We start from the raw sequence: 16,008 nt of genomic DNA, 5'->3' as shown, positions 1-16,008 counted from the left end.
GTTGTCGTCATTGGTCGCGGCGGACCATACAAGCGGCCCGCCGGGCCGTCACCCCGCGCCGAGGGCGCCGCTTTCGGTCCCGGCGTAGAGCTGCCGGAGCTCCCGCTTCAGCAGCTTGCCCGCGGTGTTCTTCGGCAGGCTCTCGGCCAGGATGATGCGCTTCGGCACCTTGTAGGCGGCCAGGTGCTCGCGCGCATGGGCCAGCAGCGCGGCCTCGATCTCGGCCGGCGCCTCGCCGCGGAGGACGACGACGGCGGCCACCGCCTCGATCCATTTCGGGTCGGGCACCGCGATGACGGCGACCTCGGCGACGGCGGGATGGGTGAAGAGGGCCTCCTCCACCTCGCGGCTCGCCACCAGCACGCCGCCGGTGTTGATCAGGTCCTTGGTGCGGTCGACGATCGCCAGGTAGCCTTCCGCATCGATCGTGGCGACGTCGCCGCTGTGGAACCAGCCGCCCTCGAAGGCGCGCGCGGTCTCCTCCGGCATGTCCCAGTAACCGAGGAGGAGTTGCGGGGAGCGGTGCACCACCTCGCCGCGCTCGCCGGGCGCCACGTCGCGCATCTCGGCATCCACCACGCGGGTCTCGACATTCAGCACGGCGCGGCCGACCGAGCCGGGGCGGGCCTCGTGCTCCTCCGGCCGCAGCACGGTCGCCAGCGGGGCGATCTCGCTCTGGCCGTAGCAGTTGAAGGGCCGCGCGCCGGGCAGCCGGGCACGCAGCTCCTGCAGCACCGGGACCGGCATGATCGAGGCGCCGTAATAGATGTTGCGCAGGCTCGACAGGTCGCGGCGGGCGAAGTCGGGGTGCTGCAGCAGGGTGATCCAGAGCGTCGGCGGGGCGAAGAAGCTGGTGATCCGCTCCGCCTCGACCAGCTCCAGCACCAGGGCCGGGTTCGGCGCCTCCAGCAGGATGGTGAAGGCGCCGTTCAGCAGCTGCGGCATGGTGAAGCAGTGCATCTGCGCGGTGTGGTAGAGCGGCAGAGCGGCCAGTGCCCGGTCGTCGCGGCGCATCTCGAGTTCGACCGTCACGCTGGCATATTCGGCCAGGATGGCGCGGTGCGTCATCATCGCGCCCTTCGGCTGGCCGGTGGTGCCCGAGGTATATTGCAGCTGGACGAGGCCGGTGTCCTCGACGCCCGCGCCCACCTCCGGGTCGCCCGGCTGGCCCCAGCGCGGGTCCGTGGCGGCGGCCAGGATGTCGTGCCGCCCGTCCCCCGCATCGAGCGTACCGCGCAGCAGCGCGCCGCCGGCGGCATCCGCCACCTGGCGCAGCGCCGGCTGGACAAAGATGGCGGCGGCGCCGCATTGCCGCAGGATGTAGTCGAGCTCCGGCGTGGTCAGGGCGAAGTTGGCCGGGACATGCACCAGCCCGGCCCGGGCGCAGCCGAGCCAGAGCAGCAGGAAGCCGTCCGAGTTCTTGCCGAAGGCGACGACGCGGTCGCCAGGCGCCAGGCCGCTGTCGAGCAGCATGCGGGCCACCCGGTCGGCAGCCAGGTCCAGCGCGGCGAAGCTCCAGCGCCGGTCGCCGAAGCGGAGCGCCGGGCGGTCGCGGAACCGGGCGCCTGCCCGCCGGACCGCATCGCCGATGGTGTTGCGCCGTGCCCGCGCGCCGATCTCAGCCATGGATGCCTCCCCGTTTTCCGGCATCCTATCCGGCGGGGGGGGCGGCGGAAATCACCCCGCCGCGGGGACTTTCACGCAGCGGGCCATCCGCCCGGGCACCGGGCGGCGCGGCGCCGGGCCGATCTCGGTCGAGCAGGCCGGCTCGGCCTCGGCGCAGCGCGGCTGGAAGGGGCAGGTGGTGGGCGCCGTCTCCAGGCTCGGCGGCGCGCCGGGGATGGTGGTGAGCCGCTTGCCGCGCATGCCGGGATGCACCGTGGCGCCCAGCAGGCCGCGCGGATAGGGGTGCAGCGGGCCGCGCATCAGCGCCTCGACCGGGCCTTCCTCGACCACCTTGCCGGCATACATGACGGCGACGCGGTCGGCGATCTCGCCGGCCACGCCGAGGTCGTGGGTGACGAAGATGACGCCCATGCCCATCTGCTCCTGGAGCCGGCGCAGCAGCAGCAGGACCTGGATCTGCACGGTTGCATCCAACGCCGTGGTCGGCTCGTCGGCCAGCAGCAGCTTCGGCTTGCAGGCCAGCGCCACCGCGATCATCGCCCGCTGCCGGAGGCCGCCCGAGAGCTCGTGCGGATAGGCCGCGAGGCGCCGCTTGGCCGAGGGGATCTGGACGAGTTCCAGCAGCTCGAGCGCCCGGGCATCGGCGGCGGAGCGGGAGATCCCCTCGTGCCGCTGCACCGTCTCGGCGATCTGCCGGCCCACCGTGAAGACCGGATCGAGCGCGGTCATCGGCTCCTGGAAGATCATCGCCACGTCGCCGCCGCGGAAATCCTGCAGCTGGCCCTCGTTCATCGCCATGACATCGCGGCCGCCGACCTCGATGCGGCCTGTGACCTGGGCGAAGCGCGGCAGCAGTCGCATCAGGGCGCGCATCGTCACCGACTTGCCGGAGCCGGACTCGCCGAGGATGCAGAGCACCTCGCCGGCGGCGAGGTCGACATCGACGCCGTTGACCGCGTTGACGGTGCGGTCGCGGGTGACGAAGCGGACGCCGACGTCGCGCATCTTCACGAGCGGCACCACGGTAGACGCCACGGCCGAACGTTCCAGGACTTCGCTCATTGGCATGTCTCCGACAGGACGCTCATGCCGCCAGCCTCCCCGCCCTGCTGTGCCCGCTGCCGGGCGCCGCCATGTGGCAGGCGGCGAGATGTCCCTCGCCAAGGTCGGCGGCGATCGGCTTGCGGTCGGCGCAGACCGCCTCGGCATGCGGGCAGCGGGTACGGAAGCGGCAGCCGGAAGGCGGGTTGATCGGGTTCGGCGGATCGCCGGTCAGCGGCGGCTCCATCCGCCGCTTGCCGGGATCCATCGCCGGCCGGCTGGCCAGCAGGGCCTGGGTGTAGGGATGCGCCGGACGGTCGTAGATGGCGTCGACCGGCCCCATCTCGGCGACCTCGCCGAGATACATCACCAGCACCCGGTCGGAGATGTACTGCACGACGTTCAGGTCGTGGCTGATGAAGAGGTAGGTGAGGCCGAACTTCTCCTTCAGGTCGACCAGCAGGTTCAGCACCTGCGCCTCGACGCTTTTGTCGAGGGCCGAGACCGGCTCGTCCAGCAGCACCAGGCGCGGCTGCAGGGCAAGGGCCCGGGCGATGTTGACCCGCTGCCGCTGGCCGCCGGAGAGCTCGTGCGGGTAGCGGCGGGCGAAGGTCGCCGGGGCGAGGCCGACAGCAGCCAGCATCTCGCGCGCCCTGGCGCGGGCCTCGGCGTCGGAGACGCCATGCACCTTGGGGGCGAAGGCGATGCTGTCCTCGATCGGCAGCCGGGGATTGAGCGAGGCGTAGCTGTCCTGGAAGACCATCTGCACCTGGCGGCGGTAGTCCTTCAACGACATGCCGCCGGTCTGGGCATGCTCGCCGACGCCCTCGCCGTCAAAGACCAGGTGCCCGGCATCCGGCGCCATCAGCTGCATCAGCAGCCGGGCGGTGGTGGATTTGCCGCAGCCGCTCTCGCCGACGATTCCCAGCGTCTCGCCCTTGCGGACGGCGAAGGAGACGCCGTCCACCGCGCGGACGGTGGCCACAGTCGCGCCGAAGATGCCGCCCTTGATGGGAAAATGCTTCTGCAGGTCCTGGACGAGCAGCAGGGGCTGGGCCGGTCCGCCGCGATCCGCAGTGGTGCTTGGGGCAATGCTCATGGGGTACGATGCAGCAAAACGCGTGCCACTGGCGAAGCGGAGGCGGCCGGAGCCGCCGGGGGCGCCTGCCTGCTTGCTGGGCAGTGCCGCTTCCCCGCCGCCCGCCCGCACGCCATCTTCCGGCCCGGTGGATCGGTCGCCGCGACCCGGGCGACCTTTGTGATGCCTCCGGCGCCCGCCCGTCTCATTCATCAGCCTGCACGACGGCCACCGCCGGATCGCATCGCCGCAGGCATCGCGCTGCGCCTTGGCTATTGCGCAACTCGGGACCTACAGGATCGCATACATGCACGGCCATAGCTCGCCGATGCCACGCCAGCACAGATCGGACGCTGCGGCCGAAGCCAGAGCGGCGCGGCATGGCCTCGACGGCAGGCGCATCTCCGTCGTCGCCACCTTCGCCCCCGCTGCCGTCACAGCCCTGCCCCAGGCTTATGGCGAAAGCACGACGAAGCGACTGTGACGGCCGGGAGCGCCTGGCGTGGTAGTGCTCAGACCATTGACAAACTCACGCCAACCGGGTGTGCGATCGTCCACGCAGCCTCATTCTAGCACACCGACGACCCGAACAAGATCTTGGTCTCGGGAGAAGCATGCGGGTCTTTGCCTATCACCCGTTCGAGCGGCAAGGATATCTCACACTCGAAAAACTGGTCCCAGGACATGAGGACCGTTCCACCAAGCTGCCTTTCGATACTGGCACCGATCATGCGCGAGCCGAAGCCGCGCTGCACCGGCTTCTCTGTCACTGGCGGACCACCATGCTCGCGCCATCGAAGGTGAAGGTGATCGCCTGCGATGCGCCAGGTGACAGCGACCGCTCCGCCCATGACGGAGAAGGCCCCGTATTTGGCCGCGTTGGTCGCCAGTTCATGCATGACCATGGCAATCGGCTGGGCGGCGGTCGCGGTCACCGCGACGGCGGGGCCGATCAAGGACGCCGCGTGTTTGTAGGGCGCGAATTCAGCCTCAAGGAGTTCCTTCAGTTCAGTCGCGCGCCAGCCATGTTTGGCCAATACGGAATGAGCGCGCGCGAGAGCATCCACCCGGCCCTGTACGGCGTGCTTGAATGTCCGCGCATTATCGCCCGGCGTTAAGCGAACCAGCGACTGAACGACTGCAAGAGCATTCTTGGCCCGGTGATCGACTTCGCGCACCAAAAGCATCTGTCTATGCTCTCGATCGCGCAACGCTTCGTCGGCGCGGGTCATGGCTTTGCTCAGATCGGCGAACTCGGCCACTGTGGCTCCGGCCCTGATGGCCGAGGAAGGGTCAGGCGAGGCTTCCAGGGAGGCTTTTGTTTTGTCCGAGGCGAGGGCGCTCGCCTGCTGGGTCAGCATGTCCACGTCCACGAGAAGCCGCCTGCCGATCCGGCCTGCGCACACGAACGCCACGACGATCACAATCCCACCACCGAGGGCAATAACCAGCACGGGCAGTTGGACCGCTACGGACGATCCAAATGCCGGCTCGCCCACAACCGTTAGCCACCTATCTCCAACGCTGGACCGCTTGAACGCAATCGCTACTTGGCCGCGCGTGATGCTGGATGGTCCCTGCACGAAGCCGGAAGTTTCGCGTTCCGCCGCTCGCAGCAACCAATCGCTTGCATGCGCGGCTGAGCCATGGTGCTGCGGCGGGAAATCGGCAACGATCGTGCCGCTTGGGTCCGAAACCGCCGCGAAACGTGCGGCCTGCAGGCTTTGGTCTGCGAGTACACGGGAAAGCCTGCCAGGTGATACGGGTGTTCCCAGGATCGCAATCACTTGGCCGCTTCGTTGAACTGGCACCAGCACTGGAACAACGAGCGCTTGGCCCAGTGGCTCTTGGCTCAAGTGACCTACCACCGGTTGTCCCGTTTGAATAACACGATCTATGGCGTCTCGCATGTGTGCCGCCGGCAGCGGGCCAGCGAAGGGGCGGTCTGTATGGAGGATGTAGTGCCCGTTCCGGCCGATCAATGTCACCGGCGTGCCCAATATGGCGCTGGCTCTGATCATCCGTTGATAGAAGCCGGCCAAGCCAGCGAACTCGCCGTCTTCGTTTAAGTCAAGCAACGGGTTGGTAGCCAGGGTCTCCAGCGAGTTCAAATGCCCTTCGAGAACACGGTCTACCGCAGATGCAGCTGCCCGGGCCGCGCTGGTAAGCCGGTCTTCGAACGCTTGGTGATATGCTGATAAGGCCAAGCCAACGGCTACCGCGGAAACGGTCAGGGTGGGAAGAAGCGCGAACGCCATGAGGGCTGCTAAGTGGTAGCCGAGCCTGTGAGACCTTTCGGGCGATGACAGCGACGTTGCGCTGTGTGATTTGAGTACACCCACTTCACTCGCCCACCTAAGTCGGACTAGCCGAAAGGATGAACCGGCATTCAACCCGGGTCCAGGGATAACGGATCCATGCTATTGCGGTTGAGCATCCAATCACCGATCGAAGGTTTGTTAGGAACCGGCTGGGCGTGGGCAGAGGGCTAACAATGCAAAAGGCAAACGGATCCAGCTTTGCGACGCCTTGACCTCTCCCCTGGGTGGCGGAAATTTTGCAAGTGGCCGTCAAGAAAGGAAATTTATGCGAGCGATCTTCGTGATGATCAAGTGCGAGATGGGTCAGGCCTATCGCGTGGCACGCGAGATGGCGGACAGCATTGAGGCGCTGTCGGAGATGCACTCCACCTCGGGCCAGTACGACCTGATGGGCAAGTTCTACCTCGAGCCGGAACAGGATATCGGCCTGTTCGTGGTGGAGATGCTGCAAACCGTGCCCGGGGTGAAGGACACCTACACGATCCAGACCTTCAACGCCTTCTCCGGCGCGAAGGGCTAGCGCCTCGGTTTCGCCACGGACGCCGCGCTTCCGCCGCGGCGGCACCACAGGCGCGCCTCGCGGCGCCGGCATGCTGGGAGTCACAGGAGGTTCCCCGCCATGTCTTCCCGCCTGCTCACCGCCGCTGGCCTGTCCGCCGCACTGCTGCTGGGCGGCTGCCAGAACCCCAATGGCACGACCGACTGGGGCAGCACGCTGCTGCTCGGCGCCGGCATCGGCACCGCCGCGGCGCTGATCGCCGGCGCGGCCTCGGACCACCCGAAGCCGCACCGATACGCCGGCGGTTACGGTGGTGGCCGGCCCGGTTATGCCCTGCCTTATGGCAGCGGCTACAGCGGCGCCGGATACGGCAGCGCCGGTTACGGCCGCGGCTATGGCCGCGGCTGGTAGCCTCAGCCGAAGCCGAGGAAGCCGTCCATACTGCTGATCGGCGGCGCCGCCCGCAGCGCCGCCAGGTCCGGCACCGGCCGCGCCAGCGCGGGATCGCCCGCGAATGCCTCCTCCAGCGCCGCGGCCACGGCCAGGACGAAGGCGTCGCCGCCGCGCGGGCCGACGATCTGCAGGCCGAAGGGCATGCCCCTGGCGTCACGCCCGACCGGCAGGCAGACCGCCGGATGGCCGGCAAGCGTCACGTAATACGCCAGCGCCAGCCAGTGGACGTAGCTCCTCGTTGGCTGGCCATCGATCTCGGTGGGGTAGAGCTCGCGCCAGGGGCGCGGGCTGACGGTGATGGCCGGCGTGATCAGCACGTCGTGCCGCACGAAGAAGTCCTGGAAGCGGCGGTACAGCCGGGTTTGCGCGGTCGCCGCCCGGGCATAGTCCTCGAGGCTGTAGCGCAGCCCCTCCTCGACATTGCCCTGAACATTCGGGCCGACATCCTGCGGACGGGTCCGCACCTTCTCCAGATGCGTGCCGAGGAAGGCTGCGGCGCGCAGTACCTGGAAAGCGTCGTCCGCCCCGCCGCAATCGGGATGCGCCTCGGCACTGTCGCGGAACAGCGGCGCGGCTGCGGCGGCCACGCTGCGAAAAGCGTCGCGCACCACGCGCTCGACCGGCGCCTCGCCGAAATCCTCGGAAACCGCAAGCCGCAGTGAGGCGAGGTCTAGCCGCCGCAGCGGGTGGAACAGCGCCGCCTCCCCGCGCACCGGGCGGGCGTGCAACGAGTAGGCCAGGGGGTCACGGGCGTCATCGGACGCCATGGCCGAGAGCAGCAGCGCGGTGTCCGGCACGGTGCGTGCCATTGGGCCGAGCACGCCGAGGTTGGACCAGCCATGCAGCCGCTTCTCGGACGGCACCAGCCCGGCGCTCGGGCGGAAGCCGACGATGCCGCAGAAGGCCGCGGGGTTGCGCAGCGAGCCGCCCATGTCGGAGCCGGAGCAGAGCGGCGCCATGCCGGTCGCCAGCGCCACGGCCGATCCGCCGGAGGACCCTGCGGCCGAGCGCGCCGGATCGAAGGGATTGCCGGTCGCGCCATAGACCGCGTTGCGGGTATTGGCGCCGGCGCCGAATTCCGGCGTGTTGGTCTTGCCGATGACGATGCCGCCGGCGGCGCGGATGCTCGCCACCATGCCGCAATCCTGCGCGGGCACCTGGTCTTGGAAGATCGGGCTGCCATAGGTGGTGCGCAGCCCGGCGGTATCCTCCAGGTCCTTGATGCCGACCGGCAGGCCATGCAGCGGCGGCAGGTCGTCGCCGCGCATCACCGCCGCCTCGGCCGCCTGCGCCGCCTTGCGTGCCGCCGCCTCGTCCATCGCTACCATGGCATTGACCGCCGGGTTCACCGCGGCGACGCGGGAGAGGCAACTGTCCAGCAGTTCGACCGGCGACAGCGCCTTGCGGCCGATCAGCCGGCGTGCCTCCAGGGCGGTCAGGTCGCAAGGTTCGGTCACGCGGCAAGTTCCTTGTCGTAGAGGGCGAGCATGGGGGCGTCGAAGCAGGCGAAAGCGACCTCCGCCGGGCCGTGTTCGGCGAGCGACTGCCTTACCGTGGCGACGGCGATCGGTGCGGCCAGCGCCGGCGGGAAGCGGTAGACACCCGTGGAGATGGCGGGAAAGGCGATGGAGCGGCCGCCGACCTGGCGCAGCAGCGCCATGGCATGGCGATAGCAGCCGGCGAGCAGGTCAGGCTCGCCCGCCCCGCCGCCTTGCCAGACCGGGCCGACGGCGTGGATGACGTGGCGCGCCCGCAGACGGAAGCCGGGGGTGATCCGCGCCTCCCCGGTCGGGCAGCCGCCGAGCGCCAGGCTGGCGGCCAGCAACGCCGGCCCGGCCGCGCGGTGGATCGCACCATCGACCCCGCCGCCGCCGCGGAGCGCGGCATTGGCGGCAGTGACGATGGCGTCGACGTCGAGGATGGTGATGTCGGCCAGCAGCGCCCGCATCAGAAGCCGAGGGCGAGGCCGTCCTTGCGTGGGTCGCTGCCGCCGACGAAATGGCCGGCCCTGCGGTCGATGAAGATCGCTTGGCCGCCGCCATGCGGCTTGTCGACCAGCTTCACCTCGTGCCCGAGGCGGGAGAGCCGGTCGATGACCGGGCCGGGAATGCCGCGCTCCAGTTCCACCGGCCCGCCGCCCGGCCCGGGGAAGAGGCGCGGGCAGTCGATCGCCTCCTGCACGTCGAGGCCGAATTCGAAGTGGTTGGACAGGAACAGCGTCTGCCCCATCGGCTGGAAATGCCCGCCCATGACGCCGTAGGGCATGATCGCCTCGCCGTCCTTCATCACCATCCCCGGGATGATGGTGTGCAGCGGCCGCTTGTTCGGCGCGATGCAGTTCACATGGCCGTCCTGCAGCCGGAAGCCGAAGCCGCGGTTGTGCAGCATGACGCCCGACTTCTCCGCCAGGATGCCGGAGCCGAAGGACTGGAACAGGCTGTTGATGAAGGAGCAGGCGTTGCCGTCAGCGTCCACCACGCAGAGGTAGACGGTGTCCTTGTGCCGGGCCAGGTCGCTCTCGCCGGCCGGCGGCATGGCCGGCATCACCCGGTCGTCGCGGATCAGGCCGCGCAGCGCCGCGAGATAGGCCGGGTCGGTCAGCTTCGCCACCGGGACATCCACCTGGGACGGGTCGGCGAGGAAGGCGTCGCGGTCGCGGTAGACCAGCCGGGCCGCCTCGATGTGGCGGTGGTAGCGCTCGGCGCTCATCGGCCCCTGCTCCGGCGTCTCGAAACCCTCGAGGATGCCGAGCAGCTGGAGGACATGCAGGCCGCTGCCGTTCGGCGGGCATTGGTAGACCTGCATGCCGCGCCAGGATGCCTTGATAGGCTCGACGAACTCGGCCATGCGCAGGGCATTGGCGAAGTCTTCTTCCGTGTGCAGGCCGCCGAGGGCGCGCAGCGTCGCCACCATATCGGCGGCGATCTCGCCCTCGTAGAAGGCACGCGCCCCCTTGGCCGCGATGGCCCGCAGCGTCCGGCCCAGCTCCGGCTGGACGAAGCGGTGGCCGATGCCGGGCGCCATGCCGTCCACCAGGAAGCGGCGGGCGGAGGCGGCGTTGCCGCGCAGCTTGTCGGCGGCGTCGTGCCAGTCGAGCGCGACCCTCGCATGCACCGGCCAGCCCTCCTCGGCGCAGCGGATCGCGGGGGCAAGCAGCTCGCCCAGCGGCTTACGGCCATGGGCGCTGTTCAGCAGCTCCCAGGCCGAGATCGCGCCGGGGATGGTGACGACATGCGGGTCGGTATTGACCAGCTTGCTGACCTGGCGGCTCCGCAGCGCCTCCGGCGTCGAGGCCGAGGGGGCCCGGCCGCTGCCGTTGATCGCCACCACGCGGCCGGTGCCGGCCGGGGCATAGAGGCAGAAGCAATCGCCGCCGATCCCGGTGCTCTGCGGCTCCACCACCGCCAGCACTGCGGCGGCGGCGATGGCGCCGTCCAGCGCATTGCCGCCCTGCCGCAGGACTTCCAGGGCCGTGAAGGTGGCGATCGGCATGGAGGTGGCTGCCATGCCGGCGGTGCCGTAGACGGCGCTGCGGCCGGGGGCGTGGAAGTCGCGCTTCATCGGGTGGTCCGTTCTTGCTTATGGCGGTATCCGGAGATGCCGGCGGCCTTCCGGGGGAAGCTTGCGTCTCGCATGACCTCCGCCCGGCGGCAACCCGGCCCTTCCCTGGCAACCCCCCGAAGGGCTATGCCAGGGGAATGGCGGACGTGATCAGCTACGGCGACTTCGAAAAAGTCGACATCCGGGTCGGCACCATCGTCGATGCCCAGCCCTTCCCCGAGGCGCGCAAGCCGGCGGTCAAGCTCTGGGTCGATTTCGGCGCCCCGCTCGGGGTCAGGCAGTCCTCGGCGCAGATCACGGTCCATTATCCCTGCGACCGGCTGATCGGCCGGCAGGTCATGGCGGTGGTGAACTTCCCGCCGCGGCAGATCGGCCCCTTCACCTCGGAGGTGCTGGTGCTCGGCGTGCCGGACGAGAACGGGGCAGTGGTGCTGGTCAAGCCCGACCTGAAGGTGCCTGACGGGGGAAAGCTGTTCTGAGCATGTCCAATCGCTACTACACCGTCAGCTGGGACCAGCTGCACCGCGACAGCAAGGCGCTGGCCTGGCGGCTGAACGACCGAGGTCCCTGGCGAGGCATCGTCGCGATCACCCGCGGCGGGCTGATCCCGGCGGCGATCGTGGCGCGCGAGCTGGAAGCCCGGCTGATCGAGACCGTCTCGGTCGTCACCTACAACGAGGAAGAGCGCGGCCTGCCGCAGGTCGTCAAGCCGCCGGCCGCGGCCGGCGACGGCGAGGGCTGGCTGCTGGTCGATGACCTGGTGGATACCGGGACCACCGCCAAGGTGGTCCGCGCGCTGCTGCCGAAGGCGCATTTCGCCACGGTCTATGCCAAGCCGAAGGGCCGGCCGCTGGTCGACACCTTCATCACCGAGGTCAGCCAGGACACCTGGATCCTCTTTCCCTGGGATACCGAGGCGCAGTTCATCGCCCCGATCGCCCGGAGCGCGGCGGCGAGGTGAGCCGGGGGCGGAGCTGGCGCTAGGTGGTGCCGGCCACCACCACCGTCTCCTCCCGGATCGCCAGCACCTTGTCGACGCGGCGGCCGTCCATGTCGACGATCTCGAAGCGCCAGCCGGCCCAGACGATCCGGTCACCCTCGCGCGGCACCCGCCGCAGCAGCGCCAGCATCAGCCCCGCCACCGTGTGGTAGCTGCCCTGGTAGGGCAGCTGCGGCAGGTCGAGCTGCGCCCGCAACTCGTCGCTCGGCATCATCCCGTCCAGCAGAAGGCTGCCATCGGCGCGCTGGATCGTCTCGCCCGGCTGCTCCGGCGCATCCGCCGGGCCGAGCTCGCCGACGATGGCCTCCAGCAGGTCCGAGGTGGTGACCACCCCCTCGAAGCTCCCGTATTCGTCGAGCACCACGGCGATGCCAACGGGGTCGTGCCGCATCCGCTCCAACGCGTCGATCGCCGGCAGGCTGTCCGGCAGCACCAGCGGCTGGCGTTGGGCATTGGGAATCGAGAGCGGCGCGCCCTCCAGCATCTGGTCCAGCAGGTCCTTCGTCGCCACCACGCCGACCACGTTGTCGATCCGCCGGTCGGCGACGACGAAGCGCGTCACGGTATGCGCCCGGAGCGTCGCCGCCAGATCCTGCGGGGAGGCATTGCGGTCGATCCAGGCGACGTCATTGCGCGGCGTCATCAGCGCGCGCACCGGCTTGTCGGCCAGCCGCAGCACGCGCTCGATCATGTGGCGCTCCTCGTGCTCCAGCGCGCCGGCCTGGGCGCCCTCGGCGACCACGGCCTTCACCTCCTCCTCCGTCACCGACTGGTCCTGCGGCATATGCGCCCCGAACATGCGCAGCACGAGCGAGGAGGAGCGCGAGAGCACCCAGACGACGGGCGCGGTATAGCGCGCCAGCCAGGCCATCGGCCGGGCGACGGCAACAGCGAAGCGTTCCGGGTCGCGCAGCGCCAGCTGCTTCGGCACCAACTCGCCGAGGATCAGGTTGGCATAGGCGATCGCCACCACCACCAGGACGAAGCCGGCCTCGTTGGCGAAGGGGGCGAGGCCGGGGATGCGCGCCAGCGCCTCGCCCAGCGGCCCGGCCAGCTGGGCGCCGCCAAAGACGCCGGCCAGGATGCCGACCAGGCTGATCCCGACCTGCACCGTCGGCAGGAAGCGCTGCGGGTCCTCGGCCAACGAGAGGGCCGCAGCGGCGCCGGGGCTGCCGCGCCGCTCCATCGCCATCAGCCGGCCGCGGCGGGCGGAGACGATCGCCAGCTCGCTCATGGCGAAGACGCCGTTCAGCACCACCAGCAGCAGGATCACCCCGATCTCGAACCAGATACCCATGCCCATCCCCGCTCCAGCGCGGGTTCTACGCCGGCAGGCGGTGCGGCGGTAGCGGCGGCGGGGTTGCACGCCGGCACGATCCGACGATCTCATCGGGCATGGACCAACCCCTGCCCCGCCCCACGCTCTGGCTCGGCCTCGCCGGGCTGCTGCCCTTCCTCGGCTCCGCCCTGCTCGCCTGGACGGCGCCTGCGGAATGGCGCGGCGTCGCGCTTTATGCACTGGCCGCCTATGGCGCGGTGATCCTCAGCTTCCTCGGCGCGGTGCACTGGGGGCTGGCGCTCCGCGCACCGGCGACGGAGGCAGCGGCGACGGCGCCGCGGCTCGGGCTCGGCGTGCTGCCCTCCCTGGTCGGCTGGGTGGCGCTGCTGCTGCCGCCGCTGCCGGGGCTGTCGTTGCTGGCGCTCGGCATCCTCGGCACCGCGGCGGTGGAGACGGCGGCGGCCGGGCGCGGACTGGTGCCGCCGGCCTACCTGCAGCTGCGCTGGATCCTGAGTCTCGGCGCCGCGCTCAGCCTGGCGGCCGGCGCCGCGGCGCCGCCGGTCTGACGGCGGCCATCGCCTGACAGCCATGTGCATTGGTCCTTCCGGCTGGGACGTTTACAAAAAATTAGACAATGCCTGGAGCGCCGCAGCATGACCGAGACAACCGCCAGCCTTCTCGCCTTTCCCGCGCGCGAGGATGACCGGCTGCGCCTGGCGCTCCGCAACCTCGTCGCCGCGCTGGAGGCCCAACGCATCGCGGTCGCCGCGCTGCGCGGCGAATTGTCGGACCTGGCCAGCAGCATGCAGGGGCTGGACACCAGCCTCGCGACATATCGGGCGGAGCTGGACACCACCGCCGCAACCCTGCACACGGCTGGCGACGAGGCGCGGCGGCTGGAGCGGACGGCCGAGGATTGGCTTTCCGCCACGCGGGTCTGATCGGCCAGGTCTGATCACGGGGGCCCTGGCCCCGCGCCGCCCCTGGCCGCAGGATGCGGGCGCCGAGGGAGGCTAGCCATGACCCATCCGCTCATTCCCGAATTGCGCCGGGCCCGCGTTGTGCCGGTGGTCCGCACCTCCACCGCCGCCCTCGCCGCCACCGCCTGCGACTGGCTGCGGGAGGCGGGGATGACCATCCTCGAGATCACCCTGACCATCCCGGATGCCCTGCCGCTGATCCGCGAGATGGCGGCGCAGCCCGGCCTGCTGGTCGGCGCCGGCACGGTGCCGGATGCACGGATGGCGGAGGCCTGCCTGGAAGCCGGGGCGAAGTTCCTGGTGACGCCCTGGACCGACCCCGCGGTGATAGCGGTGGCGAAGCAGGCCGGCGCCTGCGCCATGCCGGGCGCCATGACGCCGACCGAGATCCGCGCCGCGCTCGCCGCCGGGGCCGACGTGGTGAAGATCTTTCCGGCAAGCTCGGCCGGCGGTCCGGCGCACATCAAAGCCGTCCGCGCGGTCTTCCCGGAAGCGGTCTTCTGCCCGACCGGCGGCGTCGATGCCGCCAATGCGCCCGCCTATCTCGCCGCCGGCGCCGCCTTCGTAGGCATCGGCGGCAAGCTGGTCGACGAGGCGCGGATCGCCGCCGGCGACAAGGCGGCGATCCAGCGCGCGGCGCGCGACGCGCTCGGCCTGATGCAGGCGTGACGCCGATGCCGGACCTGCTCTGCATGGGCGAGCCGATGCTCGAGCTGAATCGCCAGGCGCCCGGGCCCGACGGCCGCGCGCTATACCTGGAAGGCCATGGCGGCGACACCAGCAATGCCGCCATCTGCGCCGCGCGGCAGGGCGCGAGCGTCGGCTACGTCACCGCCATCGGCCAGGACCGGCCGGGCGACAGCTTCATGCAGCTATGGGCGCAGGAGGGGGTGGATACCGCCACGGTCGTCCGCAATGCGGAGGCCCCGACGGCGCTCTACGTCGTCACCCATGACGCAGGCGGCCATGCCTTCACCTTCTACCGCAGCAACAGCGCCGCCAGCCGCTACGCCCCGCGCGACGTGCCCGAGGACGCGATCCGCGCCGCCCGCATCCTGCATGTCTCCGGCATCAGCCAGGCGATCTCGACCAGCGCCTGCGACGCGGTCTTCCATGCCATCGCGGTGGCCAAGGCGGCGGGGGTGAAGGTCTCCTACGACACCAACCTCCGCCTGGCGCTCTGGCCGCAGGCGCGGGCCGCGGCGGTGATCCATGCGGCGATCGCCGCCGCGGACATCGCACTGCCCTCGCTCGATGATGCGCGGGTGCTGACCGGGCTGCAGGCGCCGGAGGCGATCGCCGACTTCTACCTCCGCCTCGGCTGCCCGATCGTGCTGCTGAAGCAGGGCAAGGACGGCGTGCTGGTCGCCACCCCCGAAGGCGGCCGGACGCTGATCCCACCCTGCCGGGTGAAGGCCGTGGATGCGACCGGCGCCGGGGACGCCTTCGCCGGGGCGCTGCTGGCGCGGCTGCTGGCGGGCGATGCGCCGGTCGAGGCGGCGACCTATGCGAATGCATGCGCCGCCTTGTCGACCACCGGCTATGGTGCGGTGGCGCCCCTGCCCCGGCCGGACGCGGTGCGGGCCCTCCTGCGGGGGACGGTCGGATAGCCGCCGCGTTTACTCCGGCGGTCCGGAAGCGGTATCGGTCGAGTATGCGCCATGGCTCCCTGCTTCCGCTGCTCTTGCTCCTTGCCTGCGCCGGGGATCCGCAGCCGGCCGAGCCGGTCCCCGACCTGGCGGAACTGACCAGCAAGGCGCCCGAGATCGGCGGCCTGGTGCGGGCGGCGCAACTCTGCGGCCTGGTGGTGTCGCAGCCGGCGCAGGAACGCGCGGCCCGGATCGAGGAAGCGGCGCTGGAGGTGCGACGCCGTGACGGCGGCACCCAGGCTCGCGATGCCTTCCTGCGCAGCCTGGCACCGCCGCATTTCGACCCGAAGCAGCGCGGCCGCGACCGCGCCGCCTGGTGCACGGAACAGGGTCCGGCCGTGCGGCGGATGGACGGCATGCTGAACAGCCCGGAGGGCACCGCCCTGGTGCAGCGGGCCGAGGCCGCGCGGGCCAGCCTGCACTGAGGCTGGTCGCCCCAAGCCAGGCGCCGCGGGAAGGTGCTCCGCCGATCCACTAAAGCGGTCTGCGTTCGCCTTGGCTCACGGCAACCGCTCTAGCCG

At 70.4% G+C, this 16,008-nt stretch carries 18 protein-coding genes; 10 read left to right on the top strand and 8 right to left on the bottom strand.

Annotated elements, in window-relative coordinates; translation table 11 throughout:
* Nucleotides 1-48: 48 nt before the first annotated feature.
* From E2C06_RS03890 to E2C06_RS03880, 3 genes are read right to left on the bottom strand one after another with little or no spacing between them, the layout of a single operon-like run.
* Nucleotides 49-1,626, bottom strand: a complete 1,578-nt coding sequence (locus tag E2C06_RS03890) for a fatty acyl-CoA synthetase (RefSeq protein ID WP_133287255.1) — start codon at nt 1,624-1,626, stop codon at nt 49-51.
* A gap of 51 nt (nt 1,627-1,677) precedes the next feature.
* Nucleotides 1,678-2,688, bottom strand: coding sequence for an ABC transporter ATP-binding protein (locus E2C06_RS03885; RefSeq protein ID WP_206664422.1), 1,011 nt, complete (start codon nt 2,686-2,688; stop codon nt 1,678-1,680).
* Between the two features lie 22 nt (nt 2,689-2,710).
* Complete coding sequence (locus E2C06_RS03880; protein WP_133287254.1) at nt 2,711-3,766, bottom strand: ABC transporter ATP-binding protein; 1,056 nt, start codon at nt 3,764-3,766, stop codon at nt 2,711-2,713.
* A 286-nt stretch (nt 3,767-4,052) separates the two neighbouring features.
* Between E2C06_RS03880 and E2C06_RS37350 the strand changes: the two genes are divergently transcribed.
* On the top strand, nt 4,053-4,229 hold the full coding sequence (locus E2C06_RS37350) for a hypothetical protein (protein ID WP_165982193.1): 177 nt from the start codon (nt 4,053-4,055) through the stop codon (nt 4,227-4,229).
* Between the two features lie 85 nt (nt 4,230-4,314).
* On the opposite strand, the gene E2C06_RS03875 is transcribed toward E2C06_RS37350, so the two are convergent.
* On the bottom strand, nt 4,315-6,003 hold the full coding sequence (locus tag E2C06_RS03875; RefSeq protein ID WP_133287253.1) for an HWE histidine kinase domain-containing protein: 1,689 nt from the start codon (nt 6,001-6,003) through the stop codon (nt 4,315-4,317).
* A 328-nt stretch (nt 6,004-6,331) separates the two neighbouring features.
* Between E2C06_RS03875 and E2C06_RS03870 the strand changes: the two genes are divergently transcribed.
* Nucleotides 6,332-6,586: an Lrp/AsnC ligand binding domain-containing protein gene (locus E2C06_RS03870; protein ID WP_133287252.1), complete on the top strand. Its 255-nt coding sequence runs from the start codon at nt 6,332-6,334 to the stop codon at nt 6,584-6,586.
* A 99-nt stretch (nt 6,587-6,685) separates the two neighbouring features.
* Nucleotides 6,686-6,976: a hypothetical protein gene (locus tag E2C06_RS03865; RefSeq protein ID WP_133287251.1), complete on the top strand. Its 291-nt coding sequence runs from the start codon at nt 6,686-6,688 to the stop codon at nt 6,974-6,976.
* Between the two features lie 2 nt (nt 6,977-6,978).
* On the opposite strand, the gene E2C06_RS03860 is transcribed toward E2C06_RS03865, so the two are convergent.
* The 3 genes from E2C06_RS03860 to ggt are packed head-to-tail and all read right to left on the bottom strand — an operon-like array spanning nt 6,979 to nt 10,579.
* Nucleotides 6,979-8,475 carry an amidase gene (locus E2C06_RS03860; protein ID WP_133287250.1) on the bottom strand — a complete coding sequence of 499 codons (1,497 nt, stop codon included), beginning with the start codon at nt 8,473-8,475 and terminating at the stop codon, nt 6,979-6,981.
* Nucleotides 8,472-8,966: an O-acetyl-ADP-ribose deacetylase gene (locus tag E2C06_RS03855; RefSeq protein ID WP_133287249.1), complete on the bottom strand. Its 495-nt coding sequence runs from the start codon at nt 8,964-8,966 to the stop codon at nt 8,472-8,474. Before E2C06_RS03855 ends, E2C06_RS03860 begins: the two co-directional genes overlap by 4 nt.
* Nucleotides 8,966-10,579: a gamma-glutamyltransferase gene (gene ggt / locus E2C06_RS03850; protein ID WP_241671105.1), complete on the bottom strand. Its 1,614-nt coding sequence runs from the start codon at nt 10,577-10,579 to the stop codon at nt 8,966-8,968. The genes E2C06_RS03855 and ggt overlap by 1 nt, the downstream gene beginning before the upstream one ends.
* Before the next feature lie 137 nt (nt 10,580-10,716).
* Between ggt and E2C06_RS03845 the strand changes: the two genes are divergently transcribed.
* Together E2C06_RS03845 and gpt are read left to right on the top strand one after the other, a co-directional pair.
* Nucleotides 10,717-11,058 (top strand): tRNA-binding protein, encoded by a 342-nt coding sequence (locus E2C06_RS03845; RefSeq protein ID WP_133287248.1) that lies wholly within the window; start codon nt 10,717-10,719, stop codon nt 11,056-11,058.
* 2 nt (nt 11,059-11,060) lie between these two features.
* A complete protein-coding gene (gene gpt / locus E2C06_RS03840) occupies nt 11,061-11,540 on the top strand; it encodes a xanthine phosphoribosyltransferase (protein ID WP_193560416.1) in 480 nt (159 codons plus the stop codon).
* A 19-nt stretch (nt 11,541-11,559) separates the two neighbouring features.
* Here the strand turns inward: gpt and E2C06_RS03835 are convergent, their stop codons facing one another.
* Nucleotides 11,560-12,876 carry a hemolysin family protein gene (locus E2C06_RS03835; protein ID WP_193560415.1) on the bottom strand — a complete coding sequence of 439 codons (1,317 nt, stop codon included), beginning with the start codon at nt 12,874-12,876 and terminating at the stop codon, nt 11,560-11,562.
* Nucleotides 12,877-12,974: 98 nt separating this feature from the next.
* On the opposite strand from E2C06_RS03835, the gene E2C06_RS03830 reads away from it, so the two are divergent.
* From E2C06_RS03830 to E2C06_RS03810, 5 genes are all read left to right on the top strand, one after another.
* The gene (locus E2C06_RS03830; RefSeq protein ID WP_133287246.1) at nt 12,975-13,424 is read left to right on the top strand and encodes a DUF3429 domain-containing protein; all 450 of its coding nucleotides are present in this window, start codon (nt 12,975-12,977) and stop codon (nt 13,422-13,424) included.
* A gap of 87 nt (nt 13,425-13,511) precedes the next feature.
* Nucleotides 13,512-13,799 carry a hypothetical protein gene (locus tag E2C06_RS03825; protein ID WP_133287245.1) on the top strand — a complete coding sequence of 96 codons (288 nt, stop codon included), beginning with the start codon at nt 13,512-13,514 and terminating at the stop codon, nt 13,797-13,799.
* A gap of 78 nt (nt 13,800-13,877) precedes the next feature.
* Nucleotides 13,878-14,507: a bifunctional 4-hydroxy-2-oxoglutarate aldolase/2-dehydro-3-deoxy-phosphogluconate aldolase gene (locus E2C06_RS03820; RefSeq protein WP_133287244.1), complete on the top strand. Its 630-nt coding sequence runs from the start codon at nt 13,878-13,880 to the stop codon at nt 14,505-14,507.
* Between the two features lie 5 nt (nt 14,508-14,512).
* Nucleotides 14,513-15,448 carry a sugar kinase gene (locus E2C06_RS03815; RefSeq protein ID WP_133287364.1) on the top strand — a complete coding sequence of 312 codons (936 nt, stop codon included), beginning with the start codon at nt 14,513-14,515 and terminating at the stop codon, nt 15,446-15,448.
* 44 nt (nt 15,449-15,492) lie between these two features.
* The gene (locus E2C06_RS03810; protein ID WP_133287243.1) at nt 15,493-15,912 is read left to right on the top strand and encodes a hypothetical protein; all 420 of its coding nucleotides are present in this window, start codon (nt 15,493-15,495) and stop codon (nt 15,910-15,912) included.
* Nucleotides 15,913-16,008: the final 96 nt, after the last annotated feature.

It is taken from the genome of Dankookia rubra, assembly GCF_004355005.1.
Taxonomy (GTDB): Bacteria; Pseudomonadota; Alphaproteobacteria; order Acetobacterales; family Acetobacteraceae; genus Paracraurococcus; species Paracraurococcus ruber_A.
Note: the sequence above shows the minus strand (reverse complement) of the source record. Positions and strands in the feature narration are given on the sequence as shown.